At 64.5% G+C, this 26564-nt stretch carries 27 protein-coding genes and 1 pseudogene; 19 read left to right on the plus strand and 9 right to left on the minus strand.

The genetic code is table 11. The annotated features are described in order from the left end of the window. Window positions 1–30 precede the first annotated feature (30 nt). Complete coding sequence (locus IEX24_RS03925) at window positions 31–885, minus strand: NAD(P)H-hydrate epimerase (protein WP_188673929.1); 855 nt, start codon at window positions 883–885, stop codon at window positions 31–33. Window positions 886–946: 61 nt separating this feature from the next. Beyond that, on the minus strand, window positions 947–1468 hold the full coding sequence (locus tag IEX24_RS03930) for an SRPBCC family protein (protein ID WP_188673932.1): 522 nt from the start codon (window positions 1466–1468) through the stop codon (window positions 947–949). Between the two features lie 153 nt (window positions 1469–1621). On the opposite strand from IEX24_RS03930, the gene IEX24_RS03935 reads away from it, so the two are divergent. After that, entirely contained in the window at window positions 1622–1900 is a 279-nt protein-coding gene (locus IEX24_RS03935; protein WP_188673935.1) for a hypothetical protein, read from the plus strand. On the opposite strand, the gene IEX24_RS03940 is transcribed toward IEX24_RS03935, so the two are convergent. After that, window positions 1891–2742, minus strand: a complete 852-nt coding sequence (locus tag IEX24_RS03940) for a CPBP family intramembrane glutamic endopeptidase (protein ID WP_188673938.1) — start codon at window positions 2740–2742, stop codon at window positions 1891–1893. The two genes, IEX24_RS03935 and IEX24_RS03940, sit on opposite strands and share 10 nt — an antisense overlap. Before the next feature lie 143 nt (window positions 2743–2885). Here IEX24_RS03940 and IEX24_RS03945 point away from each other — a divergent pair, with 143 nt between their 5' ends. From IEX24_RS03945 to IEX24_RS04000, 11 genes and pseudogenes are all read left to right on the plus strand, one after another. After that, window positions 2886–3332, plus strand: a complete 447-nt coding sequence (locus tag IEX24_RS03945) for a lipocalin-like domain-containing protein (protein ID WP_188673940.1) — start codon at window positions 2886–2888, stop codon at window positions 3330–3332. 142 nt (window positions 3333–3474) lie between these two features. Then, window positions 3475–3681 (plus strand): hypothetical protein, encoded by a 207-nt coding sequence (locus IEX24_RS03950; protein ID WP_188673943.1) that lies wholly within the window; start codon window positions 3475–3477, stop codon window positions 3679–3681. A gap of 300 nt (window positions 3682–3981) precedes the next feature. Further along, the gene (locus IEX24_RS03955; protein ID WP_188673946.1) at window positions 3982–4836 is read left to right on the plus strand and encodes a DUF4097 family beta strand repeat-containing protein; all 855 of its coding nucleotides are present in this window, start codon (window positions 3982–3984) and stop codon (window positions 4834–4836) included. Further along, window positions 4833–5216, plus strand: a pseudogene (locus tag IEX24_RS03960) (PadR family transcriptional regulator); the annotation flags it as partial. The gene IEX24_RS03955 and the pseudogene IEX24_RS03960, both read left to right, overlap by 4 nt. A gap of 582 nt (window positions 5217–5798) precedes the next feature. Then, window positions 5799–6815 (plus strand): TerC/Alx family metal homeostasis membrane protein, encoded by a 1017-nt coding sequence (locus tag IEX24_RS03970; protein WP_188673957.1) that lies wholly within the window; start codon window positions 5799–5801, stop codon window positions 6813–6815. A 60-nt stretch (window positions 6816–6875) separates the two neighbouring features. After that, entirely contained in the window at window positions 6876–8330 is a 1455-nt protein-coding gene (gene leuC / locus IEX24_RS03975; RefSeq protein ID WP_188673960.1) for a 3-isopropylmalate dehydratase large subunit, read from the plus strand. Between the two features lie 2 nt (window positions 8331–8332). Continuing rightward, entirely contained in the window at window positions 8333–8929 is a 597-nt protein-coding gene (gene leuD, locus IEX24_RS03980; RefSeq protein ID WP_188673963.1) for a 3-isopropylmalate dehydratase small subunit, read from the plus strand. A 13-nt stretch (window positions 8930–8942) separates the two neighbouring features. After that, window positions 8943–10331, plus strand: a complete 1389-nt coding sequence (murA, locus tag IEX24_RS03985; protein ID WP_188673966.1) for a UDP-N-acetylglucosamine 1-carboxyvinyltransferase — start codon at window positions 8943–8945, stop codon at window positions 10329–10331. A 9-nt stretch (window positions 10332–10340) separates the two neighbouring features. Further along, complete coding sequence (locus IEX24_RS03990; protein ID WP_188673969.1) at window positions 10341–11069, plus strand: lysophospholipid acyltransferase family protein; 729 nt, start codon at window positions 10341–10343, stop codon at window positions 11067–11069. Continuing rightward, a complete protein-coding gene (locus tag IEX24_RS03995; protein ID WP_188673972.1) occupies window positions 11070–12215 on the plus strand; it encodes an NAD(P)H-dependent glycerol-3-phosphate dehydrogenase in 1146 nt (381 codons plus the stop codon). Next, on the plus strand, window positions 12118–13221 hold the full coding sequence (locus IEX24_RS04000) for a D-alanine--D-alanine ligase family protein (RefSeq protein WP_188673975.1): 1104 nt from the start codon (window positions 12118–12120) through the stop codon (window positions 13219–13221). Before IEX24_RS03995 ends, IEX24_RS04000 begins: the two co-directional genes overlap by 98 nt. A 77-nt stretch (window positions 13222–13298) precedes the next feature. Here the strand turns inward: IEX24_RS04000 and IEX24_RS04005 are convergent, their stop codons facing one another. Then, window positions 13299–14153 carry an aldo/keto reductase gene (locus IEX24_RS04005; protein WP_188673980.1) on the minus strand — a complete coding sequence of 285 codons (855 nt, stop codon included), beginning with the start codon at window positions 14151–14153 and terminating at the stop codon, window positions 13299–13301. A gap of 151 nt (window positions 14154–14304) precedes the next feature. Continuing rightward, window positions 14305–15138, minus strand: a complete 834-nt coding sequence (locus tag IEX24_RS04010; protein ID WP_188673983.1) for an aldo/keto reductase — start codon at window positions 15136–15138, stop codon at window positions 14305–14307. An 81-nt stretch (window positions 15139–15219) separates the two neighbouring features. Between IEX24_RS04010 and IEX24_RS04015 the strand changes: the two genes are divergently transcribed. The 3 genes from IEX24_RS04015 (at window position 15220) to IEX24_RS04025 (ending at window position 17861) form a co-directional block, all read left to right on the plus strand. After that, window positions 15220–17250 (plus strand): M3 family metallopeptidase, encoded by a 2031-nt coding sequence (locus IEX24_RS04015; RefSeq protein WP_188673987.1) that lies wholly within the window; start codon window positions 15220–15222, stop codon window positions 17248–17250. Window positions 17251–17319: 69 nt separating this feature from the next. Further along, window positions 17320–17595 (plus strand): type II toxin-antitoxin system Phd/YefM family antitoxin, encoded by a 276-nt coding sequence (locus IEX24_RS04020; protein ID WP_188673990.1) that lies wholly within the window; start codon window positions 17320–17322, stop codon window positions 17593–17595. Continuing rightward, window positions 17592–17861 (plus strand): type II toxin-antitoxin system RelE family toxin, encoded by a 270-nt coding sequence (locus tag IEX24_RS04025; protein ID WP_188673993.1) that lies wholly within the window; start codon window positions 17592–17594, stop codon window positions 17859–17861. Before IEX24_RS04020 ends, IEX24_RS04025 begins: the two co-directional genes overlap by 4 nt. 42 nt (window positions 17862–17903) lie before the next feature. Here IEX24_RS04025 and IEX24_RS04030 read toward each other — a convergent pair whose 3' ends face one another. After that, window positions 17904–18410, minus strand: a complete 507-nt coding sequence (locus IEX24_RS04030) for a DUF3515 family protein (RefSeq protein WP_188673995.1) — start codon at window positions 18408–18410, stop codon at window positions 17904–17906. 23 nt (window positions 18411–18433) lie between these two features. On the opposite strand from IEX24_RS04030, the gene IEX24_RS04035 reads away from it, so the two are divergent. Together IEX24_RS04035 and IEX24_RS04040 are read left to right on the plus strand one after the other, a co-directional pair. Beyond that, on the plus strand, window positions 18434–19660 hold the full coding sequence (locus IEX24_RS04035; RefSeq protein ID WP_443741642.1) for a thiamine-phosphate kinase: 1227 nt from the start codon (window positions 18434–18436) through the stop codon (window positions 19658–19660). A 195-nt stretch (window positions 19661–19855) separates the two neighbouring features. Beyond that, window positions 19856–20161 carry a DUF7882 family protein gene (locus IEX24_RS04040; protein WP_188673998.1) on the plus strand — a complete coding sequence of 102 codons (306 nt, stop codon included), beginning with the start codon at window positions 19856–19858 and terminating at the stop codon, window positions 20159–20161. 110 nt (window positions 20162–20271) lie between these two features. Here the strand turns inward: IEX24_RS04040 and IEX24_RS04045 are convergent, their stop codons facing one another. From IEX24_RS04045 to rsmD, 3 genes are all read right to left on the minus strand, one after another. After that, window positions 20272–22026, minus strand: a complete 1755-nt coding sequence (locus IEX24_RS04045) for an MDR family MFS transporter (protein WP_188674001.1) — start codon at window positions 22024–22026, stop codon at window positions 20272–20274. Further along, window positions 22023–22676: a TetR/AcrR family transcriptional regulator gene (locus IEX24_RS04050; protein WP_188674004.1), complete on the minus strand. Its 654-nt coding sequence runs from the start codon at window positions 22674–22676 to the stop codon at window positions 22023–22025. Before IEX24_RS04050 ends, IEX24_RS04045 begins: the two co-directional genes overlap by 4 nt. Window positions 22677–22799: 123 nt before the next feature. Continuing rightward, window positions 22800–23375 carry a 16S rRNA (guanine(966)-N(2))-methyltransferase RsmD gene (gene rsmD, locus IEX24_RS04055; RefSeq protein WP_188674007.1) on the minus strand — a complete coding sequence of 192 codons (576 nt, stop codon included), beginning with the start codon at window positions 23373–23375 and terminating at the stop codon, window positions 22800–22802. A 240-nt stretch (window positions 23376–23615) separates the two neighbouring features. Here rsmD and IEX24_RS04060 point away from each other — a divergent pair, with 240 nt between their 5' ends. Together IEX24_RS04060 and coaD are read left to right on the plus strand one after the other, a co-directional pair. Continuing rightward, complete coding sequence (locus tag IEX24_RS04060) at window positions 23616–25946, plus strand: ATP-dependent DNA helicase RecG (protein ID WP_188674010.1); 2331 nt, start codon at window positions 23616–23618, stop codon at window positions 25944–25946. 97 nt (window positions 25947–26043) lie between these two features. Beyond that, entirely contained in the window at window positions 26044–26529 is a 486-nt protein-coding gene (coaD, locus tag IEX24_RS04065; RefSeq protein ID WP_188674013.1) for a pantetheine-phosphate adenylyltransferase, read from the plus strand. Window positions 26530–26564: the final 35 nt, after the last annotated feature.

Consider the following 26564-nt stretch of genomic DNA (forward strand, 5'->3'; position numbering starts at 1 on the left):
CCGCGTGCCAGGCGCGCTCATGCTGCGGGCTCAACCACTGGCGTCGTCGCTCGCCACGCGCCGGAGTGACTCGCCCAGACCGATGTCGGCGACGATGACCCGGCCCGCGTAGCGCGCTCCGGGTTCGATCAGCAGGCCGGCCTTGCAGCCGCCGAACGTCACGGTGATGGCGGCCGCGAGCACCGTGCTGTCGGGAACAACCCCGTCGTCGGCGCCGACTCCGCTCGGCAGGTCGACCGCAACCACAAGGGGCTCGGTGAGCCCGGTCGTCGCCGTACCCGACTCGCCCGAAGCCGTGCCTGCCGTCGCGTGCGAAGACGTTTCGGCGGTGGTTGCGGTGGTGGTGGTGTTGGCGGTGGCGGTGATGGCGCCGAGGATGCCCGCCACAATGTCTCGGGCCAGCCCCCGCAATGCCGGGTTCGCGCTCGTTCCGGTGCCGAGTATTCCGTCGAGAATGATGTCGCTCTCGGCCGCAACCCGGGCGACCTGCTCCACGTACGACGCACCATCGGCGATCCCGGGCGAGCCCCCGGCGAGCTTGGTGGCGCCCTTGTCGATGACGGCGGAGCCCCCGGCGATCACGGCGGCACCCGCGGCGACCGCCGCCGCCAACCCCTCCTCGTGGATGCGCTCAGACGTCGGCGCGATCGCCACTCGCGCGCCAAGACGAGCGAGCTGCGCGGCGGCGAACAGCGCATCACCCCCGTTGTTGCCCGAACCCGCGAGAACCAGCACGCGAGCCGCGCCGGTAGCGACACCAGACCTCTCGAGCAGGGCCCGGGTCTCTTCGGCAAGCGCCGCAGCCGCGCGCGCCATCAGCGGAATACCCGCCGCGAGCAGCGGTTCTTCAGCGGCACGAACCTGCGCTGCTGTGTACGTCTCCATGTCTCGCTCTCCCACTTCCTCTCCCGCTCCGGCGCCGCCGAGCCTTGGACCCCGCCGAGCCTTACTCCTCGCAGAGCTCTTTGAGCGCGATGAGCACGGGGTTCTCCTCGCGAGCCGCCCCGTCGTCGGCGAATCGGCCCTCGCCACTCTCGTATTCCTCGTCGTCGAGCTCATCTTCGAACTCGTCGCCGTCATCACCCGCGCCCTCGAAGAGGTCGTCACCGCCCTCGCTCGGCCGCGGGTCTTCCTGCACGATCGTGATGCGCGTCGAATCGCCCGAACGCGTCAGCGTGTACGTCATGACGAAGTAGTTCTCCGGCACGTCGGCCAAGTCGGCCCGGGGCGCGAAGAGCGTGTACTTCAGGCTCTGAGCAGGTGAGAACTCGAGCACCGTTCCCCACTGCTCGAACCGCTGCCCCTCCCACTCCGAAATGAAGCGAATGGGCCCGCCAACGCTCCAATCGGTGATGAGGTGACTGCCGTACTGCCAGCGCAGAACCAGTTCGGGCCGCGTGACGGCAGCCCACACCCGTTCGGTGCTCGCTGCGATGTCGATGAATGAGGTCGAGGTGGAATAAGCCATGCGTACACGCTAACGAGATGCTCCGACATTCGTTTGGCGTGTCACCGAGCATCCGTCTACAGTCGGTTTATTCGAACATATCTTCGAATGATCTAGGCGAGCGGCCGAGCGACACCATGCACTGGCGACCCGCACCGGCGAAGGGAACTCAACATGATTCAGATCGACGAAGTGGTCGCAGTCTGGCTGAAAGACGGCCGCCCCAACCGCCTGGTCTGGCGTGCCAGGCGGTTTCGCGTCACCGACTCACCGACACGGCTTGCGGATGCCCTTCCCGAGCTCTTTCTCGACGCGAGCGCCCTGACGCATCCGCCGCGCCCCACCCCGGGCTGGCGGTTTCAGGCGACCGCTAACGACGGCGAGGCACGCGTCTTCGACATTCGGTACGACGAGCACCGCGACGTCTGGCTGCTGTTGCACACCTACGACTGACCGGCGAGCGCAGGGTCGCCCTTCAGAAGCGCGGGGCGGGCAAACGCGCGGTCTCTGCCTCCGCTGGCGATAAGCACGATCAGCAGAACGATCCCGGTGATGATCACAATGACGTTGCCGAAGCCCGCGACCGCAGCGAGTGGGCCACCCGACGGGTACGTCACTTGCAGAAAGATGCTCGGGTCTGTGCTGGCGTGCAGCAGAATCGCAACGATCAGCAGCCCGGTCACCCGATACGCCAGGTACATCAGCAGGCCGAAGAAGAAGGTGTATCCCACCTGAAGAAGAGTCGCCGGGGCGTTCTGGCCGCCGAGAAAGTTACCACCGTGTAGCACCGCGAAGAGCGCCGCCGACACCAGCGCGACTGCGATCTCAGGATGCCCGGCCTTCCGCATCAGATTCACCACGAAGCCGCGCGTCAGAACCTCCTCCGCGAAGCCGATGAGCAGCCCCGTCAGCATCCACGAGAGAACGACGGCTGCACCAGCACGCGCATAGTCGATGGCGGCGAATCGGAGAATGTTCGTGAGAAGCACCACGGCGATCGCCACCCACATCCAGCCGCGGCCGCGAATCGCCTGCCGGCCGAACAGCTCGCGAAGCCACCCGATCGACCACGCGAAGACCACGAGTATGACGCCGCCGATCAGAATCGGCAGGCCCGTGCCGATGAAGATGCCCAAGGCGCTGCCTGCCGCGAGATCGAGCCCGCCGAACACCCAGAACACCACCAGTGCGGCGAGCTGGTAGAGGCCGTAGTAGACAAGCACGACGATCAGTGCCTTCCACCACCCGCCCCGTTCCCAGAACCGCTTCCAGGAAGAGAGAGTGTTGTCGTGCATCGGTCTCTGTCCGGGCGAAAAGAGTCGCTCACATGGCAACCCGCACGGAGATCGTATTCGAATCCTCACAGAAGTCGGCACACCCGTCGCGTGCCTGGCTTCCGCTGCCTGACACGGCCTCATCTGCGCCGCGATAATGGAGTATGACCTCAGTCGCACTCGCCACCACCTCTACGTTGCTCGGCAGCTGGATGCTTCGCTCCTACGTCGAGACCGCAGACACGGGCGAGACGCGATTGCCGCTCGGCGAGCATCCACAGGGCTCGATTCTGTACACCGGTGACGGCCGCATGTCGGCGCAGATACTCAGGTCGACCGATGAGGCCGGCGCCTCAGACAAGGGCCCCGGCACCGACCGCGCCGACGCGTACTTTCTCGCCTACTCGGCCCGCTTCTGGGTCGACGAGGCCGCGCAGATCGTGACCCACGAGATCGAGATCTCAGCCATTCCGAGCTGGAACGACACCTCCCAGCGCCGCCGCATCGGCCTGCTTGCCGACGGCTCGCTCACCCTCACCACGGTCGAGCCGGTGGCAACGACCTCAGGCACTTCGCTCGCGACCCTCACCTGGGTGCGCTACCCGGCCTAACACCGACTCGGCCTCACGTCGGCTCGGCCTCACGTCGGTCGGCCGAATAAGAGGAGCCCCTCAGAGCACCACCGAACCCACTATGCCGGCCGACGCACTGGCGACCGACACCACCACCATGCTCACCTGCCAGAGTTGCGGCATGCCCATCGAAACGGGCCCCTATTGCGACCACTGCACCGACGAAGCGGGAAACCTGCAGAGCTTCGATGAGCGGTTTCGGCGCATGGCGCTGTGGCAGCAGAAGTCGCACCCGACCGATTCGCCCGAGCAGGTGGAGAAGGCCACGCTCGAGTACATGGCTCAGCTTCCGGCCTGGCGCGAGCATCCACGGGTCGTGGCACGCTGACCGCCCAGGCACCCAGGCACCCAGGCGCCCATGCGCCCAGGCGACTCCGCTCGACGGAATAGTCCACACGTCGCTGCGCGTGCGCACAGCACGCCGACACGTGTGTGGACTATTCCGTTGCGCGCCGCCAGCCCGCTCGGGCCCCGGCGACCAGGCGTGCGCTGCAATTCGGCCGAGAAACGCGATATAGCTTGACTTAGCCAGCACCCCCGACCTACGCTGGGCCTACGCAAGACGCGATATAGCTCGACTGCCAGAACCGTGCAGCTCGCAGCACCGCGGCGGTGAGAGGAGTTCAGCATGGCGCTGGAGAAATGGCTCGTGTCTGAGCCGAAAGTCATCGATCTCGACCTGGTTCGCTCGGTCAAGATCAGCCTGATCGGCGGCAAGATCGACATCATCGGGCACGACGAGCCCGGCGCCCGCGTCGAGGTGCACTCGGTCAGCGGCAAAGACCTGAAGGTGCAGATCGACGGCGACCACCTCGAAATCGATCACCCGCAGTTGCGGTGGGATAACTTCATCGACGTGTTCGCGTCGTTCCGCGGCACGGCGAAAACCGACGTGAGCCTGCTGGTTCCCCGCGAGGTTGCGCTCAAGTTCGGCGTAGTGAGTGCAAGCGCGCTCATCTCAGGCCTCACGAGCTCGGTGAAGATCAATTCAGTGAACGGCGACGTCGTTATCGACGGTGTCACCGGAGACCTCGAGATCAACACGGTCAACGGCGAGATCTCGGTGAGCGATCACAGGGGAGACGTCAGCGCCAAAACCGTCTCGGGCGACATCACGGTCAGTGGCGAGGTGGCGAAGTTCTCGGCAGACGGGGTCGCAGCCAACGTCTTCGTCGACCTCGACGGAACCGTCGACACCATCGACAACAACACCGTCTCGGGTGGCTTCACCGTTCGTTTCGACGACACTCTCGGCGCCCGGTACAACGTCAACACTGTTTCCGGCGTGCTGAGCCTCGACGGCAGCGTCTTTCGCGGCATCTACGGCAAGGGCAAGAACTTCACTACTGGTTCGCTGAACGGCCGGTTCGCCGAGGTGCACGCGAATTCCGTTGCGGGCGACATCACCGCCGTACGACGCTCGGCCGCCGCGCAGGCATACGAGAACCCGGCATACGAGACCCCGGCAGAGGCGACAGCGTGACGGGCATCTTCGGCCACGGCGATCTGAGGTTGTACCTGCTTAGTCTGCTGGCCGAGCATCCACGCCACGGGTATGAGCTCATCCAGGCCCTGAGCGACCGTTTCGGCGGAACCTACAGCCCGAGCGCCGGCACCATCTACCCGCGCCTGGCGAAACTCGAAGACGAAGGTCTGGTCACCAAGAGCACCGACGGACGCAAAACCGTCTACTCCATTACTGATGCGGGCCGGGCCGAGTTGGATGCCCGGCGCGACGACCTCGACTCCATCGAGAACAACGTGACCGACTCCGTGCGGCAGCTCGCCGACGGCCTCCGCGCGGGCGTGAATGACGCCATGCGCAGCCTGCGCGCGGATCTTGCCGCAGCGGCCCAGTCGTCACGGCCAGACCCGGGCCGCACGTACACCGACACCGGCAGCACCTCGGGCACTCGCGCTTCGGCAGGCGAACGGCCCACCGATCGGCAGCCCAATTACGGCAACGGCGCCGAACAATCCACCGGCACCGAGCAATCCACCGGCACCGAGCAGTCCACCGGCACCGAGCAACCCACCGGCACCGAGCAACCCACCGGCACCGAGCAACCCGCCGACCAGCGCACTCAGAACGCCGACGCCATCCGCGAAGTAGAACTCGCACTCAACGGCTTTCGCGCCTCGGTTCGGGTCGATCTGCGCAAACATGCTGCCCGGGCAGCCGTGCCGGCGGCCGCTGTCTCACGGTTCACCTCTGAGCTGAAGCGCATCCAGGCCGAACTGAAGACGAACCTCGGCGCCTGAGCTTCTCGAGGTTGTCGAGGTTCCTGTAAGCTTTCTCAGTGAAGGGGAGTATCCCAGTTCACCGTTGTCGTCAATACGGTTTCCGTCGTCGGGAGCCCGGTTGCGGTGGCACGATTCGAGTGTGTAACGAACTCGGCGTGCGGGAGAGACTTTCGCGACTTTGACGCGCGAAAGGCTCACTGAATGACCGCTTTACCCCTCTGGTTCGAGATCACGTCGCTAGTGGTGCTGACGCTGATTCTCGTCGGCGACTTGCTGCTGGTGCTGAAGCGCCCGCACATTCCGTCGACGAAAGAGTCGACGCTCTGGGTCGTTTTCTACGTGGTGCTGGCGCTCATCTTCGCCGGGCTCATGTGGGTCATCGGTGACAGCACGCACGCGGTGGAGTTTCTGGCCGGCTGGGTGACGGAGTACAGCCTCAGCATCGACAACCTGTTCGTGTTCGTCATCATCATGGCGCGCTTCGCGGTGCCCCGAAAGCTTCAGCAAGAGGTGCTGATGGTGGGCATCATCATCGCCCTGATTCTGCGCGCGATCTTCATCGTGCTGGGCGCGAGCCTGATCGAGAACTTCAGCTGGATCTTCTACATCTTCGGTGCCTTCTTGCTTTACACCGCCATCAAGCAGGCCTTCGGTAAACACGATGATGAAGAGGGTCAGAAAGACAACCTGATCACGCGAATCCTGCGCAAACGCGTGGCTCTCTCACCCGACTTCGACGGCACCAAGATTCGCACCACCATCAGCGGCAAGAAGTTCTTCACGCCGATGCTCATTGTGTTCATCGCCATCGGCTCTACCGACTTGCTGTTCGCGCTCGACTCGATTCCGGCGATCTTCGGCATCACGCAGAGTCCGTTCATCGTGTTCGCGGCGAACATCTTCGCGCTGATGGGCTTGCGCCAGCTCTACTTCTTGCTGGGCGGTCTACTCGACAAGCTCGTCTACTTGCACTACGGCATCGCGTTCATCCTCGCGTTCATCGGCGTGAAGCTCGTTTTCCATGCCCTGCACGACAACCAATTGCCCTTCATCAACAACGGTGAGGGCATCGACTGGGTACCCGACATCAGCACCTTCGCCTCCCTCGCCGTCATCATTCTTTCGATGGCCGTAGCGACGGTCGCGAGCCTCATCAAGATGCGCATCGACAGCAACCAAGAGGCGCGCCCGGGAATCAATTCAGACCCGCGCGGTTAGAATGAGCGGATAGAAACGCACAGTGCGGCGTCTCACGCCCACTCTCGAGAAGGAAGACCAATGTCAGAAGTCAGGGCTCGCACCCTCGCCGAGAAGGTGTGGGATGACCATGTTGTCGTCAAAGGCGAAGACGGAACCCCTGACCTCCTGTACATCGACCTGCACCTCGTTCACGAAGTCACCAGCCCGCAGGCGTTCGACGGTCTGCGTGCCGCGGGTCGCCCGGTTCGCCGGCCCGATCTGACCATCGCCACCGAAGACCACAACACACCGACGCTCGCCATCAACCGGCCCATCGCAGACGCCACGAGCCGCCTGCAGATCGACACGCTGCGCGCCAACGCCAAAGAGTTCGGCGTTCGGCTGCACTCGCTGGGTGACGTGGAGCAGGGCATCGTGCACGTGGTCGGGCCTCAGCTCGGGCTCACCATGCCCGGCGTCACCGTGGTCTGCGGCGATTCGCACACCTCGACCCACGGTGCATTCGGCGCCATGGCCTTCGGAATCGGCACCAGCGAGGTCGAGCATGTGCTCGCCACGCAGACGCTGCCGCTGAAGCCGTTCAAAACGATGGCCATCACCGTCGAGGGCACGCTACGCCCGGGTGTGAGCGCGAAAGACATCATTCTCGCGGTGATCGCGAAGATCGGCACCGGCGGCGGGCAGGGTTATGTGCTCGAGTACCGCGGCTCGGCCATCCGCGCACTGTCGATGGATGGCCGCATGACCGTCTGCAACATGTCGATCGAGGCGGGCGCCCGCGCCGGCATGGTTGCGCCTGACGAGACCACCTTCGAGTACCTGAAGGGCCGCCCGCACGCGCCCGAGGGCGCCGACTGGGACGACGCAATCGAGTACTGGAAGACGCTGGTCACCGACGACACCGCGGTGTTCGATGCCGAGGTGTTCTTGAACGCCGACGAGCTCGAGCCCTTTGTGACCTGGGGCACCAACCCGGGTCAGGGAGTCTCGCTGAGCGAGAACGTGCCCGACCCGTCGCTCATCGCCGACCCGAACGACCGCGCCAACGCCGAACGGGCGCTGGAGTACATGGCTCTCACCGCGAACACCCCGATGAAAGAAATCGCGGTCGACGCGGTGTTCATGGGTTCGTGTACGAACAGCCGCATCGAAGACCTGCGCGCCTTCGCCTCCATCATCAAGGGTCAGAAGAAGGCCGACAACGTTCGAGTGATGGTCGTTCCGGGTTCTGCCCGAGTGCGTATCGAGGCAGAAGCCGAGGGTATCGACAAGATCGTCGAAGAATTCGGTGCGGAGTGGCGTTTTGCGGGGTGCTCAATGTGCCTGGGCATGAACCCCGACCAGTTGGCGCCCGGCGAACGCTGTGCATCCACCTCGAACCGCAACTTCGAGGGTCGGCAAGGCAAGGGCGGCCGCACCCACCTCGTGTCGCCGCAGGTCGCCGCGGCAACCGCGATTCGCGGCACGCTCTCGTCGCCGTGGGATCTGCAAGCCGAACTCGCCGATGCCGGCGCTACCTCGAAGGCGGTCTGATCATGCACGCTGTATCTGTCATCACGGGTGTCGCTATGCCACTGGCGCGCTCGAACGTCGACACCGACCAGATCATTCCGGCCGTGTTCTTGAAGCGCGTCACAAAGACGGGCTTCGAGGATGCCCTGTTCTACTCGTGGCGCCAAGACCCTGACTTCGTGCTGAACCAGCCCGAGTACACGGGTGCGAAGATTCTCGTCGCCGGCCCCGACTTCGGCACCGGCTCGAGCCGTGAGCACGCCGTCTGGGCGTTGCGCGACTACGGTTTCGACGCTGTGCTGAGCTCGCGCTTCGGCGACATCTTCCGCGGCAATTCGGGTAAGCAGGGGCTGCTCGCGGCTCAGCTCTCTGAGGCCGACATCGAGAAGATCTGGGCCGCCATCGATGAGGCTCCCGGGCGTGAAATCAGTGTCGATCTGATCACGAAAACCGTGTCTGTAGGCGACCTCCGGCTGCCTTTCGCCATCGATGACTACACTCGGTGGAGGCTGCTCGAAGGTCTTGACGACATCGGGCTCACTCTGCGAAGTGAGGCAGAGATCACAGAATTCGAAAGCCGCCGCGCGTCATGGCGACCGAAGACCCTCCCAGTGAAGTAGGCAGCACCCTTTTATGAATACACTCCTCCAAGACGCATCTCTTATGCTCGACGCACAGAAGGCGGCGGCTCGCGTGGGTCTTCTCTCTGACACCATCATCGTCAACGGCGGTCGCCCGTTGCGCGGCCGCATCGACGTTCGCGGGGCCAAGAACCTGGTCACCAAGGCCATGGTCGCCTCGCTGCTCGGCGACACGAAGAGCGTTCTGCGCGACGTTCCCGACATCAGCGATGTGCACGTCGTTTCGCGTCTGCTCGAGATTCACGGTGTCGAGATCACGGGCAGCCCCGAATCGGGCACCCTGGTGCTCGACCCGACGAACGTGGCGATTGCCCAGAGTGCCGAGATTGACGCGCTCTCGGGCTCGAGCCGCATTCCGATTCTGTTCTGCGGCCCGCTGCTGCACCGCTTGGGTCACGCATTCATTCCCGACCTCGGCGGCTGCCGTATCGGCGACCGCCCCATCGACTTTCACCTCGACGCCCTGCGCGCCTTCGGTGCCGTGGTCGACAAGCTGCCGAGCGGCATCAACATCACTGCTCCCAACGGGTTGAAGGGCGCGAACATCGAGCTGCCCTACCCGAGCGTGGGTGCCACAGAGCAGGTTCTGCTCACCGGTGTTCGTGCCAAGGGCATCACTGAGCTGAAGAATGCGGCCATCGAGCCCGAGATCATGGATCTGATCGCGGTGCTGCAGAAGATGGGCGCCATCATCTCCATCGAGCCGAACCGCGTCATCCTCATCGAGGGCGTCGACAGCCTCAAGGGGTATGACCACCGCGCACTGTTCGACCGCAACGAGGCCGCGAGCTGGGCATCCGCTGCCCTCGCCACGAAGGGTGACATCTTCTGCGTGGGCGCCAAGCAGCAAGAGATGATGACGTTCTTGAACGTCTTTCGCAAGATCGGCGGCGACTTCGACATCGAAGAAGACGGCATTCGCTTCTTCCACCCGGGCGGCGACCTCAAGCCGGTCGTCATCGAGACCGACGTGCACCCGGGCTTCATGACCGATTGGCAGCAGCCGCTCATCGTTGCTCTCACACAGGCCATCGGCACTTCTGTCGTGCACGAGACCGTCTACGAGAACCGCTTTGGCTTCACCGAGGCCCTGGTCGAGATGGGTGCCGACATCACGGTGCACAAAGACGGGCTCGAGGGCGAAGGCCGTCGGGTTCCACGTCGTGCACTCGAGCAGGCCGCGGTCATCACCGGGCCCACGAAGCTGCACGGAGCAGACATCGAGGTTCCCGACCTGCGCGGCGGCTTCAGCCACCTCATCGCAGCGCTCACGGCTCAAGGCCGGTCGCGCGTGAGCAATGTCGGGCTGATCAGCCGGGGCTACGGTGACTTCACCGGCAAGCTCGAGAAGCTGGGAGCAGACTTCTCCTTCGCGGCATAACGCCTGCCGATGGCGAGCGAGAAGAATTTCACCTTTCGCGTACTCGCGGCACCGGCCATCGCATTTATGATGGCCATCTCGAAGCTCGACGTGCAGAACGGCGAGAAGCTGCCGAAGACGGGCTCGTTCGTGCTGACCCCCAACCACTTCAGCGACATCGACCCGGTGGTCATCGGATGGTCGGTGTGGCGGCTCGGGCGAGTGCCGAGGTTTCTCGCGAAGGCGTCACTGTTCAGCGTTCCGGTGCTCGGTTCGGCGCTGCGGGCCGTGCGGCAGGTTCCGGTAGAGCGCGCGACGAAAACGTCGGGCGGCATGGCCATCTCTGCTGCACACGACCTCGCAGCATCGGGTGAGGGCGTCATCGTGTACCCCGAAGGAACGCTCACCCGCGAACCGTCGTTGTGGCCGATGCGTGGCAAGACCGGCGCCGTGCGCATCGCGCTCGAGAACAACGTCGAGGTGATTCCGGTGGCTCATTGGGGAACCCAGCAGATTCTGCCGCGCTGGAGCAAGAAGATCAGTCTGTTTCCACGCAAAACCGTGCACGTGAGGTTCGGCGATGCCGTCGATCTGAGCCGTTTCAGGGGAGAAGCCCTGACCCAGAACGCGCTCGTCGAGGCGACGGAACTGGTGATGGCGGCCATCACGTCGCTTGTCGAAGAGCTTCGCGGCGAAAAAGCCCCGGCCGAGCGCTGGAACCCGGCCCAACACAACCAAACAGAATACGGGGCGCTCTAAATGGCCAGGCGAAACAAGGTGAAGGTGATCGACGCGCCGCCGCGTAAGGTCACCATTCTCGGTGCCGGCAGCTGGGGCACCACGTTCGGCAAGATTCTGGCCGACGGGGGAGCCGATGTGACCCTGTGGGCTCGTCGCCCCGAATTGGCTCGCGAGATCAATGAGGCGAAGCGCAACAGCGATTACCTGCCGGGCATCAATCTGCCGCCGAGCATCCGCGCCACCGCGAGCCTCGAGGCAGCGGTCAACGGTGCCGCCATGGTGTTCGTGTCGATTCCGAGCCAGTCGTTGCGCTCGAACCTCGATGCGCTGAAACCGCTCGTGAGCGATGAGGCGATTGTCATCAGCCTGATGAAGGGTGTCGAGAAGGGCACTGGGCTGCGCATGAGCCAGGTGCTCGAGCAGGGTCTCGACATCGATCGTGAGCGGCTCGCTGTAGCATCCGGACCCAACCTGGCGCTCGAGATCGCGAAAGAGCAGCCGACGGCAGCCGTCATTGCGTCTGACAACCTGGCGACAGCCGAAGCCGTGGCTATGGTCGCCACGAACCGATATTTTCGCTCGTTCGTCAACACCGACGTGGTGGGAACCGAATTCGGCGGGGTGCTGAAGAACCTCATCGCCGTGGCCATCGGCATCGTCGACGGGGTCGGCTACGGCGAGAACACGAAAGCCTCCATCATCACGCGCGGGCTCGCCGAAATGACGGCGTTCGCCATGGCGTACGGCGCGCATCCCGAGACCATGGCTGGGCTTGCGGGCCTCGGCGACCTCATCGCCACCAGCAGCTCGCCGCTCTCGCGCAACAACACCGCGGGGCGACTGCTCGGCCAGGGGTACAGCTTCGCCGATGTGGTGGGGCGCATGCAGCAGACGGCCGAAGGGCTGGCCTCGGTTGCGCCGATTCTTACTCTCGCCGCCGCCCGCGGAGTCGACATGCCCATCGTGCAGCAGGTCAGCCAGGTGCTAGCCGGTACGCTGAACCCTCGAGATATTGCACCTCATCTCACGACAGATTCACTCGAACCCCAGGGCGAAAGGCCGAATGATGGCAGACAAAACCGTGGTGGCTCTGCTCTTTGGCGGCCGTTCCAGCGAGCATTCAATCAGTTGCGCGACGGCGGGCGGGGTTCTTCGGGCGATTGATCGCTCGCGCTACGAGGTGATTCCGGTGGGAATCACCCACGACGGGGCGTTCGTGCTCGAAGACGACGACGCCACCAAGTTCACGCTCGACCCGGCGCACTTGCCTGAGGTGCACGACAACGGTACGCGTGTGCACTGGCCCGAGAGCGCGGTCTCGCGTGAGCTGACGGTGGTGGATGCCCAGGGTGCCGTTCGCTTGCTCGGCGCCGTCGACGTGGTCTTTCCCATTCTGCACGGGCCCTACGGCGAAGACGGCACCATTCAGGGGCTGCTCGATCTCGTCGGGCTGCCGTACGTCGGCGCGGGCGTGCTCGCCTCCGCCCTCGGTATGGACAAGCACTTCACCAAGACCGTGCTCTCGCAGGCCGGAATCGCGGTGGCGCCGTGGCACACGGTGACTGCGCGCGAATGGGCGTCGTCGCCGTCGTCGGTTGCCGATCTCGTGGGTTCTCTCGCCCTGCCCGTCTTCGTCAAGCCGGCACGAGCCGGGTCGTCGGTCGGTGTGAGCAAAGTCAAAGAATGGGGCGAGCTGGCCGCGGCGATGACCGTTGCTTTCGCCGAAGACGACCGCGTGCTCATCGAGGAGGGCATCGTGGGGCGCGAGGTGGAATGCGGCGTGCTGCAGGGTCGTTCGGGGGCTTCGGCACGGGCATCCGTCGCCGGTGAGATCGTGATGACGGGCCGCGAGTTCTACGATTTCGACGCGAAGTACCTTGACGCGCCGGGCATCGAGTTGGTCTGCCCCGCCGATCTGACGGCTGCCGAACTCGCCGAGATGCAGTCGCTCGCCGTGCGGGCGTTCGCGGCCATCGGTTGCGAGGGGTTGGCGCGAGTCGACTTCTTCTTGACGCCGGGTGGATTCGTCATCAACGAGATCAACACGATGCCGGGGTTCACGCCGATTTCGATGTTTCCGAAGTGCTGGATCGCAACGGGGCTGAGCTACCCGGAGATCATCGACGAGCTCATCGCGCTCGCGCTTGAGCCGTACGCTTTCGCGCGGTAGCTGCCGGGCCTGAGCGCACAGGGCCTCAACTCAGCGCTCAGGGCCTCAGCTGAGCATTCAGGGCCTGATCTCAGCGCTCAGGGCCTCAGCTCGCGCTGCCGGTCGGGAACCATGTTCATCGTGTCGGGGTTCGGGCCGGTGCGGTCGTCGCGATTGAGCGCGGTGATGGCGGTCACATCGTCGTCGCTCAGCTCGAAGTCGAAAAGGTCGAAGTTCTCGGCGACGCGCGCCGGTGTCGTGGACTTCGGAAAGACGATGTCTCCGCGCTGAATATGCCAGCGCAAGGTCACCTGAGCAGGCGTTTTGCCGTGGCGAGCGGCGATGGCTCCGATGGTCTCGTCACCCAGCACCTTGCCTTGCGCAATGGGTGACCACGCTTCTGTAGCGATGCCGTTCGCGCGATTCTGCTCGCGCAGTGCGTCTTGGGTGAAATACGGATGCACTTCGATCTGATTCACGGCAGGAATCACGTCTGTGGCGGCCAGCAGCCGCTCGAGGTGCTGCGGCTGAAAGTTCGACACACCGATGGCCCGCACAGCGCACGACGCGAGCAGTTCTTCGAAGACCTGCCAGGTCTCGACGAAGTCGGCCACCTCGTCGGCCGGCCAGTCGATGAGAAACAGGTCGAGGTAGTCGAATCCGAGTTCACCGAGGGTGCGCTCGAAGGCCCACCGGGCATCCGTCGGCGCATGAAAACCGTTGCCCAGCTTGCTCGTGACGAATACCTCGCTGCGCGGCAACCCTGATTCGACGACTGCCAGCCCCACCTGCTTCTCGTTTCGGTACGACTGCGCGGTGTCGATGTGACGGTAGCCCACCTCGAGGGCGCTGAGGGTGGCCTGCTGGGCCTCATCGACGGGTACCTGAAAGACGCCGAACCCGAGCTGCGGAATCTCGACACCGTTATTGAGGGTCACCATCGGTACTGTCATGTCTCAACGCTACAGCGCGGGCCGCGGCTGGAGACACGGCGCACGCGGCAGGCAAACGCGGCAGGAAAACGCGGCAAAGAAACGCAGCAGTGACACGCGGCAATGAAACGCTGCAGGGAAACGCGTTAGGGAAGCGCGGCAGTGACGCCCGTCAGCGCGGAATGTGGTTGAACTCGTCAGGGTTCGGGCCGGTGCGCTCGTCGCGGTTCAGCGCTGTGATGGCGAGCACGTCTTGGTCGGTGAGCTCGAAGTCGAAGATGTTGAAGTTCGAGACGACACGCTCGCGAGTTACGGACTTCGGAAAGACGATGTCGCCGCGCTGAATGTGCCAGCGCAGAGTCACCTGAGCGGGAGTCTTGCCGAGACGTTCGGCGATGTCGACGATGGTGGGGTCGTCGAGCACCTTGCCTTGGGCGATGGGTGACCAGGCTTCGGTGGCGATTGAGTGGTCACGGTTGAAAGTGCGCACGTCGTCTTGGGTGAGATAGGGGTGAATTTCGATCTGGTTGACCGCCGGCACGACCTCCGTCTCTTTGATCAGGCGCTCGAGGTGGTGGGGTTGAAAGTTCGAGACACCGATAGAACGAACGCGGCCGCCGGCAAGCATCTCTTGCATCGCTTGCCAGGTTTCGACGTAGTCACCCACGGCGGGCAGCGGCCAATGGATGAGAAAGAGATCGAGATATTCGAAGCCGAGGGCGTCGAGAGTCTTGTCGAAGGCCTGCAGGGCATCCGGTTTCGCGTGAAAGCCGTTGTTCAGTTTGCTCGTCACGAACACGTCTTCGCGGTTCAGGCCCGACGCAGCGACGGCCTGCCCAACCTCTTTTTCGTTGCCGTACATTTCGGCGGTGTCGATGTGACGGTAGCCCACCTCGAGTGCCGTCAGGGTCGCCTCTTGCGTGTCGGCAGGGTCGATCTGAAACACTCCGAACCCGAGCTGCGGAATCGTTTGGCCATTGTTCAAAGTCACGAGAGAAACTGTCATGCCTTCACGCTACGCGCGGCCCCGTCACCTGCCCAATTTGCGCCCGGGGGTTGCTTTTGCGCGGGGGCCTAGGCTCGAAGCATGACGAATCCGTTCTTCGAGCCGAGCGCATTGCCGTTCGGGCTGCCCCCGTTCGCCGAGATACGCGACGAGCACTACGCGCCTGCGTTCGAGCGAGGGCTGGCCGAGCACCTGGCTGAAATCGAGGCGATTGTGGGCAGCGTGGATGCCCCGACCTTCGACAACACGATCGTCGAGCTCGAGCGCGGCGGTCAGACCCTCTCGCGCGTTGCGGCGGTGTTCTTCAACAAGGCCTCTGCTGACAGCAACGCCGTGACCGATTCGCTCGAAGAAGAGCTGGCACCGCGGCTGGCAGCCCACTCCGATGCGATTCGACTGAACGGGGTGCTTTACGAGCGCATTCGCACGGTTTACGAGGTTCGGGAGTCGCTCGACCCCGAGTCGCGTTACCTCGTCGAGCGGTACTTCGCTGAATTCACGCAGGCCGGCGCGGGGCTCGATGCCGACGCGAAGCGGCGTCTCACCGAGCTGAACCAGAAGCTCTCGACGCTCACCACCCGGTTCGAGAAGAACCTGTTGGCCGACACGAACGAGCTGGCAGTGGTGGTCGACGATGTCGCCGAGCTCGAGGGGCTCGGCGAGGGCGAGATTTCGGCCGCGGCTGCTGCAGCGAGCGAGCGGGGGCTGCCAGCAAAGTATGTGATCACGTTGGTGCTGCCCACCGGGCATCCGTACCTCGCATCGCTCACCAACCGGGCGCTTCGCGAACGCATCATGAGCGCTTCACGCTCGCGCGGTGGCCACGGCGGCAGCTACGACAACCGGTCGATCGTGCTCGAATTCGCCCGCCTTCGCGCCGAGCGCGCCGAGTTGCTCGGGTTCGCCAGCCACGCGGCCTTCGTCACGAGCGACGAAACCGCGAAGACGCCCGAGGCCGTGCTCGCCCTGCTGAGTCAGCTCGCCGGGCCCGCCGCTCGCAATGCGCGGGCCGAGATGGATGCCCTGCAAGCCCTCATCGGCGACGAGTTCGAGCTCGCCGCCCACGACTGGGCGTACTACAGCGAAAAGGTGCGTAAGGCGACCTACGACGTCGACACAAGCGAGATGCGCCCGTACTTCGAGGCCGAACGTGTGCTTCACGACGGCGTGTTTTTCGCGGCGTCTCATCTCTACGGGGTGAGTTTCACCGAGCGCACCGATCTCGTGGGCTACCACCCCGAGGTTCGCGTCTTCGAGGTGCGCAACGAAGACGGGTCGCCCGTCGGTCTCTACCTGCTCGACCTGTACACGCGAGACTCGAAGCGCGGGGGCGCGTGGATGAACTCGCTCATATCGCAGAATGAACTGCTCGGGCATCCGGTGGTCGTCACCAACAACCTCAACGTGCCCAAGCCCGCCGACGATATGCCCACGTTGCTCACCTACAGCGAGGTGACCACGTTCTTTCACGAGTTCGGCCACGCGTTGCACGGACTCTTCGCGCGAGTGAAGTACCCGAAATTCGCGGGAACGAACGTGTTTCGCGACTTCGTAGAGTTTCCCAGCCAGGTCAACGAAATGTGGATGCTCTGGCCCGACGTTCTGGCGAACTACGCCGTGCACCACGAAACCGGTGCCCCGATGCCGCCCGAGCTCGTTGAAAAGCTGCAGGCCTCTGCGGGGTTCAACGAGGGGTTCGCCACCTCCGAGTACCTGGCGGCTGCGTTACTCGACCAGGCATGGCATGGCCTTTCGGTGGCTGACTCGGCGTCGGTCGACGACGTGTCGGTGTTCGAGGCGGCGGCGTTAGCCGCGGCAGGGCTCGACAACCCTGCGGTGCCCACACGGTACTCGAGCACCTACTTCGCCCACACCTTCTCAGGTGGCTACGACGCGGGCTACTACTCCTACATCTGGAGCGAAATACTCGACGCCGACACCGTGGAGTGGTTTCGAGCCAACGGCGGCCTTACGCGCGCGAATGGCGACCGTTTTCGCTCCCGCCTGCTCGGCGTGGGCGGTTCGCACGACCCGCTCGACGCATTCGTCGACTTCCGCGGTCGCCCGGCCGAAATCGCCCCTCTCCTCGACCGCCGCGGACTGAACGCCTAGCTTCTTACAACCACAACCGCTATCCTGTTGTCCGTTGTACACGGTGGCGATATTTTGTACAATTTGTTCATGACGATTCTCTCCGATGTACCCGTCTCTGCGGCACGGCAGCAGCTTGCTTCGATAGTGAATCAGGTGCGCACCGAGCATGAGCCCGTTTATCTTGAGCGTCACGGCAAGCGGGTTGCGGCACTGATCGATTCTGACGATCTCGCTCACCTCATCGCTCTAGCAGAAGACATGACCGACATTCGAGAAGCCGAACTGGCTCGCGAAGAGATGCTGCGAACCGGTGAGACTCCTGTTCCCTGGGCAGAGGTGAAGGCAGAACTCGGACTTTCGTGAGTTACGTCATAGAACTTGCTCCCGCGGCCAGCCGCCAGCTTCGCAAGCTCGACCCGCAAGCACGCAGGCGCATTCAGGCGGTGGTAGAACTGCTCAGCGAAGATCCGCGCCCTCCTGCCGCTACACAACTTGTGGGCGGCATGGGGGAATGGCGGGTGAGAACAGGCGACTACCGGGTCATCTATCAGATTCGCGACGATCGGCTGCTGGTGTTGGTCGTTCGAGTCGGCCACCGTCGAGACGTGCACGTGCACGTGCACAGCTGAACGCATCGCCCGACAAACCGAACAGGGCCACGTGGCTGGTGGCTAGCCGGCGTCGGGGGTGGGAGTCGTGGTGCCGAAGAGGTCGTCAGCGCCGAGGCACTGGCTTGTCTGGGGAACGGCGGCGACGGCCGTTTGCAGGTCGATAAGTGCCGACGAGGCCGAGACGGCGTTGGAATCGACGATGACCTGCGTTGCGGGGCTCCGACCGAAGGTCGTGTAGGTGTACGACGGCTTCTGGGAGTCGTCTTCGATCCAGTCGATGCCCGACACATTGACGCAGGGCAGCGTGGTCGGCCCGTACGGTTCGACACCGCAGCGCAGCAGCACAGACGCGGGGGAGCCCCACGCTGAGGTCGCCTGCGCGTTCGTCTCGCGCTGGTCTAAGCCGGCCACGGTCGAGGGCAATCGCACCATGATCTCGGCGCAGCCCGGGTCGGTGGCGCTCGCCGCCGGGTCGAGAGCGACAGTCGAAGCACAACCCGATAGACCGACGCAGGCGAAAGCGGCCACCAGGGCACCGGGAACGAGGAGGCGTTTACGAGCAGACATCTCTGACAGGTTACCGTTGTGAGGTGAGTACTCATGGGGCGCACCCTCAGCTTCCGGCCGACGATCCGCGCCAGAGCGGCGCCGCTGACCCGCACGACCTGGGCGATGCGCGCGACACGCGCGTCACTCGCGAGGGCGGCGCCGGCGACACGCTTGAGAGCGTGGGCGAGGTTGAGGCGCTCAAGCGCATTTTTCCGCGGTTGCCGAACGCGGCAGCGGCGCTGCTCGGGCCAGGCGACGATGCTGCGGTGATCTCGGCTCCGGATGCCCGGTTCGTGGTCACGACCGACATGATGATTCACGGGCCTGACTTTCGCCTCGCGTGGTCGACCCCACACGACTTGGGGTGGAAGGCGGCGGTCACGAACCTCGCCGACGTCGCCGCGATGGGAGCTACGCCCTCCGCTCTCGTGGTGGCTATTGCGGCTCCACTCTCGACTCCCGTCGCGACGCTCGAGGGCATCGCCGACGGATTGCGCGACGCGTGCGCCGCACTCGCTCCGCTTGCCGGCGTGGTGGGCGGCGACCTGTCGGTTTCGAATACTCTCACGATCGCCGTTACCGCCTTCGGCGACCTCGACGGTCGAGCCCCCGTCGTTCGCTCGGGAGCCCGCCCCGGTGACATCGTGGCGGTCGCGGGCGACCTTGGTCGCGCCGGCGCTGGCATCTGGCTGCTCTTCGACCAGGCGACGTCGTCGGAGCCCGGGCTTGCGGCCGCCGAGCTGGCCGCCGCTGAGCCGGTCACGCCCATTCGCCAGCCATCTGGCAGCGCGCCGCGCGAGCCCGACGCCGCGCTCGGGCGGGTGATTCGCTCCCAGCACCCCGCTCTCGTCAACGCGCAGCTTGCGCCGATGTCTCCTCTCGCAGCCGGAGTGCTCGCCGCCCAGGCCGGAGCTACGTCGATGCTCGACGTGTCTGACGGGCTCGTTCTCGACGCCGGGCGCATTGCGACGGCCAGTGGATGCTCGATCGATTTGTCTCATGCGTTTATCGAAGCCGAAGCGAACGCACTGCGAGCAGTCGATGCCGTGGTCGGTGCACAAGCCGCCGACTTCGTGCTCTGTGGAGGGGAAGATCATGCACTGCTGGCGACCTTCGACCCCGCGCACGATCTACCGGAGGCGTTTCGCCAGATCGGCGTCGTGCGGGTGCGAGAAGCCGGGCATCCACTGGTCACCGTGGGCGGCGAAGCCTACGTGAAGCCGGGCGGGTGGGATCCGTTCAACGACTGGAACGGCGCCGTTGGCTGAACCGTTGAGCCGCCGACGTGGCACGTCGAACCGGCGTGCGGCACGGGGCATCGCGAGCCTGTCGGTCGCCCGGCGTCACACCGCGACCGCTGAGCAATCGCCGTCACGATTGCCTATTAGAATCTCTCTGACGCCGCCGCGACAGACGTAGACGACACCACGCTGGCGAACAGGTCACGAATGGAGTTGCGTTCTATGGGAAAACTGATCTACGGCACCCCCGGCGTCGAAATCGAGTTCGACGACCGTGTGCTGGCGCACCTGCGTGTGGTCATTGTGACGAAGCTGCGCCGCGGCGAATCGTTCACGATGCAGTATGCGTACGGGCCGGAGGCCGGTGCTGGGCACGCGAGCCTGTGGATGCACCCGTCGATTCCCTTACAGTTCAAGTTCTACGGCAGCAAAGAGCCCGCGCTGAACCGCGCCTGGATCGAGGCGCTGATGCTCGGCGCGAGTACGACGGTGGGTCTGCAATTGCTGCCGGAGCCTGATCTGTCGTAGCAGACAACAACGAACGCGACGCAAAAAGGCTGAGGCGACCAGATCTCTCTGATCGCCTCAGCCTTTTGTGACGTCGGCTGACTCTTCGAAAGTCAGCCGACTAGTCGGCGTTAGTGGCGCGGGCCTGACGTTTCGCCGCCGGGCGACACTGTGTCTGACTCGCTTTCGGTGAGCGCCGCAAGCTCGGCATCGGGGTCTGAACCAGACCCGTTCGCATAAGCCGCAGCACGAGCATCCGCAGCACCAGCCTCGTCGGCCTGCACCTCGGCACCCGTCTCGAGCACCACATGAGTGGCGCCGTCGATCTCTAGCGACTCGGGCAGGATGTCGCGGTCGAGCGTCGTGGCGAGCGGCTTCTCCTTGACGAAGAACAGCAGCACCGTAGCGGCCAGCACCAGCGGAACCATGAGCAAGAAGATCGGGGTCAGCGAGTCGCTGTACGCACCGACGATGATCTGGCGAACGGAATCAGGCAGCGCACGAACCAGGTCGGGCGTGAGCGAGTTGTTGCCACCCGCGGTACCGGTACCACCGGCAGGCAGACGCTCGGCCAGCAGGGTGGTGAGCTTCGCGGTGAACAAGCTGCCGACAACGGCGGTGCCAAGTGAGGCACCGATCTGGCGGAAGTAGTTGTTCGACGCGGTAGCCGTACCGACCACACGCAGCGGGAAGGTGTTCTGCACGATCAGGATCAGAATCTGCATACACATACCGAGCCCGATACCCATGATGGCGAGGTAGGCGCAGATGATCCACACGGGCATCCCAGCGGTCATGGTCGACAGCAGCAGAAGCGCGACGGCCGTGATGAACGTGCCGATGATGGGCAAGAACTTGTAATGACCCGTGCGGCTGACGATCTGGCCTGAGCCGATCGAGGTGATCAGCAGACCCGCCATGAGCGGAATCATGAGCAACCCGGCCTGCGTGGCGTTCGCGCCGGTGACCATCTGCATGTAGGTCGGCAGGTAGGCGAGCGCACCGAACATGGCGATACCGATGATCAGACCCGAGATCGTGGTCAGAATGAAGTTCTTCTGCTTGAACAAGAACGGGGGCATGATCGGCTCGGATGCGCGACGCTCCACCATGATGAACGCGACCGCAGCGACGACCGTACCGACGATGAGGCCGATGATCGTGGGTGAATCCCAGGCGTAGGTGTTGCCACCCCAGGTCGTGGTGAGCACGAGACCGGCCGATGCCAGTGCGAGCAAGACCATGCCTGCGTAGTCGATGCGCGGCTTGCCCTGAGAGTTCTTCGGCAGCTTCAAGAAGATGACGGCTGACAAGATGGCGAGAATGCCGAGCGGAATGTTCATCCAGAAGCCCCAGCGCCAGCCGGGCCCTTCGGTGAACCAGCCGCCGAGCAGCGGGCCGGCGACGCTCGAGAGAGCGAAGACGCCACCCATGATTCCCATGTACTTGCCACGCTCACGAGCGGGCACGACGTCAGCAATGATCGCTTGCGCGAGAATCATCAGACCGCCACCGCCCAGGCCCTGGATGGCGCGGCCCGCGATGAGCTGACCCATGTCAGGGGCGAGGCCACCGACAATCGAGCCAGCCAAGAACAGGCTGATCGCGATGATGAACAGGCCCTTGCGGCCGATGAGGTCACCGAGCTTGCCGTAGACGGGCAGCACGATGGTCGACGCGAGAATGTAGGCCGTGGTGACCCACAGCATGAGGTCGACGCCGTGAAGCTGGCCGACGATGGTGGGTAGTGCCGTGCTGAAAATGGTCTGATCGAGCGATGCGAGAAGCATCGCCACCATCAGGCCGGCGAACACCAGCAAGACGTTACGTCGTGATGTCGGGTCAGCCGCTCGAGCGGTTGGTGCCGACGAAGTTGTGGCGGTCATTGGATTTTCTTCGTTACCTCTCTGACGAGCTCGATGGCTCGCCGTTCCAATTGATCCAAGTTGGCCAACTGGTCTTGTGTAGCTGCGCTGCCGTTCGTGACCCATTCCTTCACGGCGACGCGAACGCCTCCCGTGCAGAGCGCGAACAGCACATCGGCTGAGGGCTGCAAGGTCTCTGGCGAATCGCCTTCGAACCTCGGGTCTTTCTCGAGCAGGGTCTGGATGCCCGCGGTGAGCTGATCGGCCATGCGGGTCATTTGGGTGATGTGGCGACTGAGTAGTTCGGGGTGAGCCTTGACGACTTTCATGCGCGACATGTGCAGTTCTGAACTCGTCGTCGATGGTTCGATCACCCACAGCAGCAGGCTCACGATCGACTCGACAAGGCCGCCGCCGTCGGAAGCGGCCAGGTGCTGGGCGACCTCGTCATCGGTCAGTTCAGGGTTGCGCACGCCGAGAATGGCGTCTTCCTTCGAGTCGAAGTAGTTGAAGAACGTGCGCGGCGAAACGTCGGCGGCATCACTGATGGCGTCGACAGTGGCGTGGGCCAGTCCGTCGCGCAAGACCAGTTCAACAGCCACGCGTTCGAGCTTGGCCCGGGTCTCGGCGCGCTTCTTATCGCGCAATCCGAGGGGGGCTGTCGTTTCCATGTCTCAATTATTGCGCTTGCTGCAAAGTTTCGCAAGTGCAAACTTGCCCACCTGCAAATTTGCTGAGTTGCAAAGTTGCCGAGTTGCAACATTGCGCCACTGCATTATTGCACCGATCGGCCCTCATTCAGGCGTCGTCAGCCACCATAGAGTGGTCTCGCCATAATCTTTTCGCCGGTCGAGCACGAATGCCGGCGGCAAGCTGGGTTGCGGTGACCGGGCCGTGCGTTCGATCACGATCGTCGCCCCCGCCGTCACATGGCCGGTCAGCCGATCGAGCGTTTCAGCGAGCTCGATCTCGCTGAGGTCATAAGGAGGGTCGATGAAAACCACGTCGAACTGCACGACTGACGAGCCCAGAAACGCATTCACCTGCTGCGTCACCACGGTCAGGCGCGGCTTTGTGGCTTTCGAGGCCGCGGCGGCGTTCAGGATGGTCGTGGCATTGCTCTTGGCGACGCGCGCCGCCGCCGGGTTCTTCTCTACGAGAGTCACCTCGGCCGCGCCTCGAGACGCGGCCTCGAGCCCGAGCGCGCCTGACCCCGCATAGAGGTCGAGTGCGGCGCATCCGCTGATGAGGTCGCGCGACTCGAGCGCCGAGAAGATGGCCTCGCGCACCCGGTCGCTGGTTGGGCGGGTTCCTGAGGCAGGAACGGCGAGGCGCTGCGAACCGGCGAACCCGGCGATGATGCGGGTCATCGGGCGACCGGGGGTCGGTGGCTGGTGGAGGCGAGAGGCATTGCAGCAGGCTATCGCGCTGCCTGCAGCGCCGCCGCTGTCGCCGTGCTGACCGCCCCGCGCGGGCCCGCCTGTCTGCGCCGCCAGTCGGATGGGCACTGCCTCGCGTATCAGCCCTTCACAACGTGCACCGATCGCCGATCATGCACAGATCGCGGCAGACCAGCCGGCCTGTCACCCGCGAAGCCTAGAATCGGGCGTATGAATGCGTCGGCAGTGCCCCCAGCGAGCTCGGCCCCGCGCCGGGGTTCTGGCGGCTCTGGCACCGGCCGCTCGGGCGCGGCAGGCGCCGCATGGACGAAATCTGACGATAAAGCGGTGCAGGCTCTCACCGCCGGCGAACGCCGTGCCGCGCTCGGCACAGGCTCACCGCTCGAAGCCAAGCTGTCGAGCGTTCTCGGCGGCCGAACCGCGGGCCCGCTGCAGAAGGCCTTCGCCATCACGACCGTGGGCGACATGCTCGCCCACTACCCCAGGCGGTACGCCAGGCGGGGTGAACTCACGGCCCTCAACGAGCTTCCGCTGAACGAGACAGTGACCATCGTCGCCGAGATTCGCACCGTCACCGAGCGCCCGATGCGTCAGCGCCGCGGTTCCATTCTCGAGGTCTCGATCTCTGACGGCCGCGGAATTCTGAGCCTGACTTTTTTCAACCAGTCGTGGCGGTCGAGAGAACTGCGCCCGGGGCTCCGGGGAATCTTCACCGGCAAAGTGACCGAATACCGCAGCGCACTGCAGCTCGCCCACCCCGACTACAAACTGTTCGACGACCTCGACCTGCTCGAACTCGATGGGTCAGTTTCTGAGAAGGCGAAGAAGTGGGCCGAGGCTCCGATACCGATCTACCCAGCCACGGGCACCATGTCGAGCTGGCAGATTCAGGCCGCTATGGCCCTGGTGCTCGAGGCGGCGCTGCCGGTCGGCGACCCCGTTCCCGCGGCGGTGCGAAAGGCGCGCGGGCTGGTCGATTTCAGCACAGCGCTGCAGGGCATCCATCAGCCCCAGCGAGACAGCGACTTCATGAAAGCGCGCGACTCGCTCAAATTTCAGGAGGCTTTCGTGCTGCAGACGGCCCTGCTGCAGCAGCGGCAGGCCGCGCACGCTCAAAAAGCCGTCGCCCGGGTGGCGAAGCCGGGCGGCTACCTCGAGCGATTCGACCGCGCGCTCGCGTTCACGTTGACGGGTGACCAAAGCCTGGTGGGCAGCGAGATCACCGCAGACCTCGCCAAAGCCGAGCCCATGAACAGACTGGTGCAGGGCGAGGTGGGTTCGGGTAAAACCCTCGTGGCGCTGCGAGCAATGCTCGCGGTGGCCGATTCGGGCGGCCAGTCGGCGCTCTTAGCGCCCACCGAGGTTCTGGCGGCGCAACACCTGCGGTCTATCGTGCGCGTGCTCGGCCCCGACCTCTCTGCAGAGCTGATGCCGACCCTGCACACCGGCCAGTTGCCCATCGCTGTGCGGCGCAAGGCGCTGCTGCGCATGGTGTCGGGTCAGTCGAAAATCGTCATCGGCACCCACGCGCTGCTGAGCGACACTGTGCAGTTCTACGACCTCGGCCTCGTGGTGGTCGACGAGCAGCACCGCTTCGGCGTCGAGCAGCGTGAGGCTCTGCGGTTGAAGGGCGCTCAGCCGCCGCACGTGCTCGTGCTGACCGCCACGCCCATTCCGCGCACGGTCGCCATGACCGTGTTCGGCGATCTCGACATCAGCACCATCACCGAACTCCCGGCGGGTCGCCAAGGTATTTCGACGTTCGTGGTGCCGCTTGCCGAGAAACCGGGCTGGGCGGGTCGCATTTGGCAGCGCACGGCCGAAGAGCTCGCCAAGGGCAGGCAGGCGTTCTTCGTCTGCCCCGCCATCGAACCATCGGTGGCCGAACCCGCTGACGACCTCGAACCGGGCGAACCGGATGCCCGGCAGCTCGCCACCGTCACCGCAGTTCTGGCCGAGGCACGAGCGAACCCCGCTCTCGCCGGCGCCCGCATCGAGCCGCTGCACGGCCGCATGTCGAGCGAAGAGAAAGACCAGACCATGCAGGCCTTCGCCGCCGGCGAGATCGACGTGCTCGTGGCGACAACCGTCATCGAGGTCGGCGTCGATGTGCCGAACGCCTCCACCATGGTGGTGATGGACGCCGACCGGTTCGGCGTCTCCCAACTGCACCAGCTGCGGGGTCGGGTCGGCCGCGGCGGGGTTCCAGGGCTCTGCCTGCTGGTCACGCACGCCGAACTCGAGACGCTCGCGCGCGAGCGGGTGGATGCCGTGGCCTCCACCCTCGACGGGTTCGAACTGGCGCAAATCGACCTCGAACTGCGGCGCGAGGGCGATGTGCTCGGCAGCACTCAGTCGGGTGGTCGCTCGTCACTGCGGCTGTTGCGGGTGGTCGCCGATGGTGATCTGATCGGTGAGGCGCGGGAGGCGGCGGCCGAGGTGCTTCAGGGCGATCCGGGGCTCGCCGAGCATCCGGAGCTGCGTGATGCACTCGCGCGGAGGCTCGACGAGACCGACCGTGCGTTCTTGGCGAAGAGCTGAGCCGCGCAATGGTTGAGCCGCGCAATGGCTGTGTCGCGCAACGTAACTGTTCGGCTGGTGCTCAGAGACCTTGCGGGGAGATTGGTAGCCTGAAGAGATGAACACCATCGCTGTTGTCCCCGGATCATTCGACCCGGTCACTCTCGGGCATCTCGACGTGATCGAGCGCGCCGCCGCGATCTTCGACGAGGTGCATGTCGTCGTGGTGCACAACCCCGACAAATCGGCGCTGTTGCCCATCGCCGAGCGCGTTTCGCTGATTCAGCAAGCCATCGTCGACGGCGGCATCGAAGGCAATGTGGTGGTCACGTCGTGGAGCATGGGCCTGCTCGTCGACTACTGCGAAGAGGTGGGCGCGAAAGTGCTGATCAAGGGCATCCGTTCGCAGATCGATGTGGCCTACGAAACGCCGATGGCCATCGTGAACCGCAATCTGGCGGGCGTCGAGACGATCTTCCTCCTGCCTGACCCGGCGCACGCGCACGTGTCGAGTTCGCTGGTGCGGCAGGTCGCGGGGCTCGGGGGAGACGTGGCGCCGTACGTTCCGCGCGCCGTGGCAGAGTTTCTGGCTGCGCACGTCTGACGCGGCTTTCCGGGCCCGGCTCGGGTGGCAGGATT

It is taken from the genome of Subtercola lobariae (genome assembly GCF_014640255.1).
Lineage (GTDB): Bacteria > Actinomycetota > Actinomycetes > Actinomycetales > Microbacteriaceae > Subtercola > Subtercola lobariae.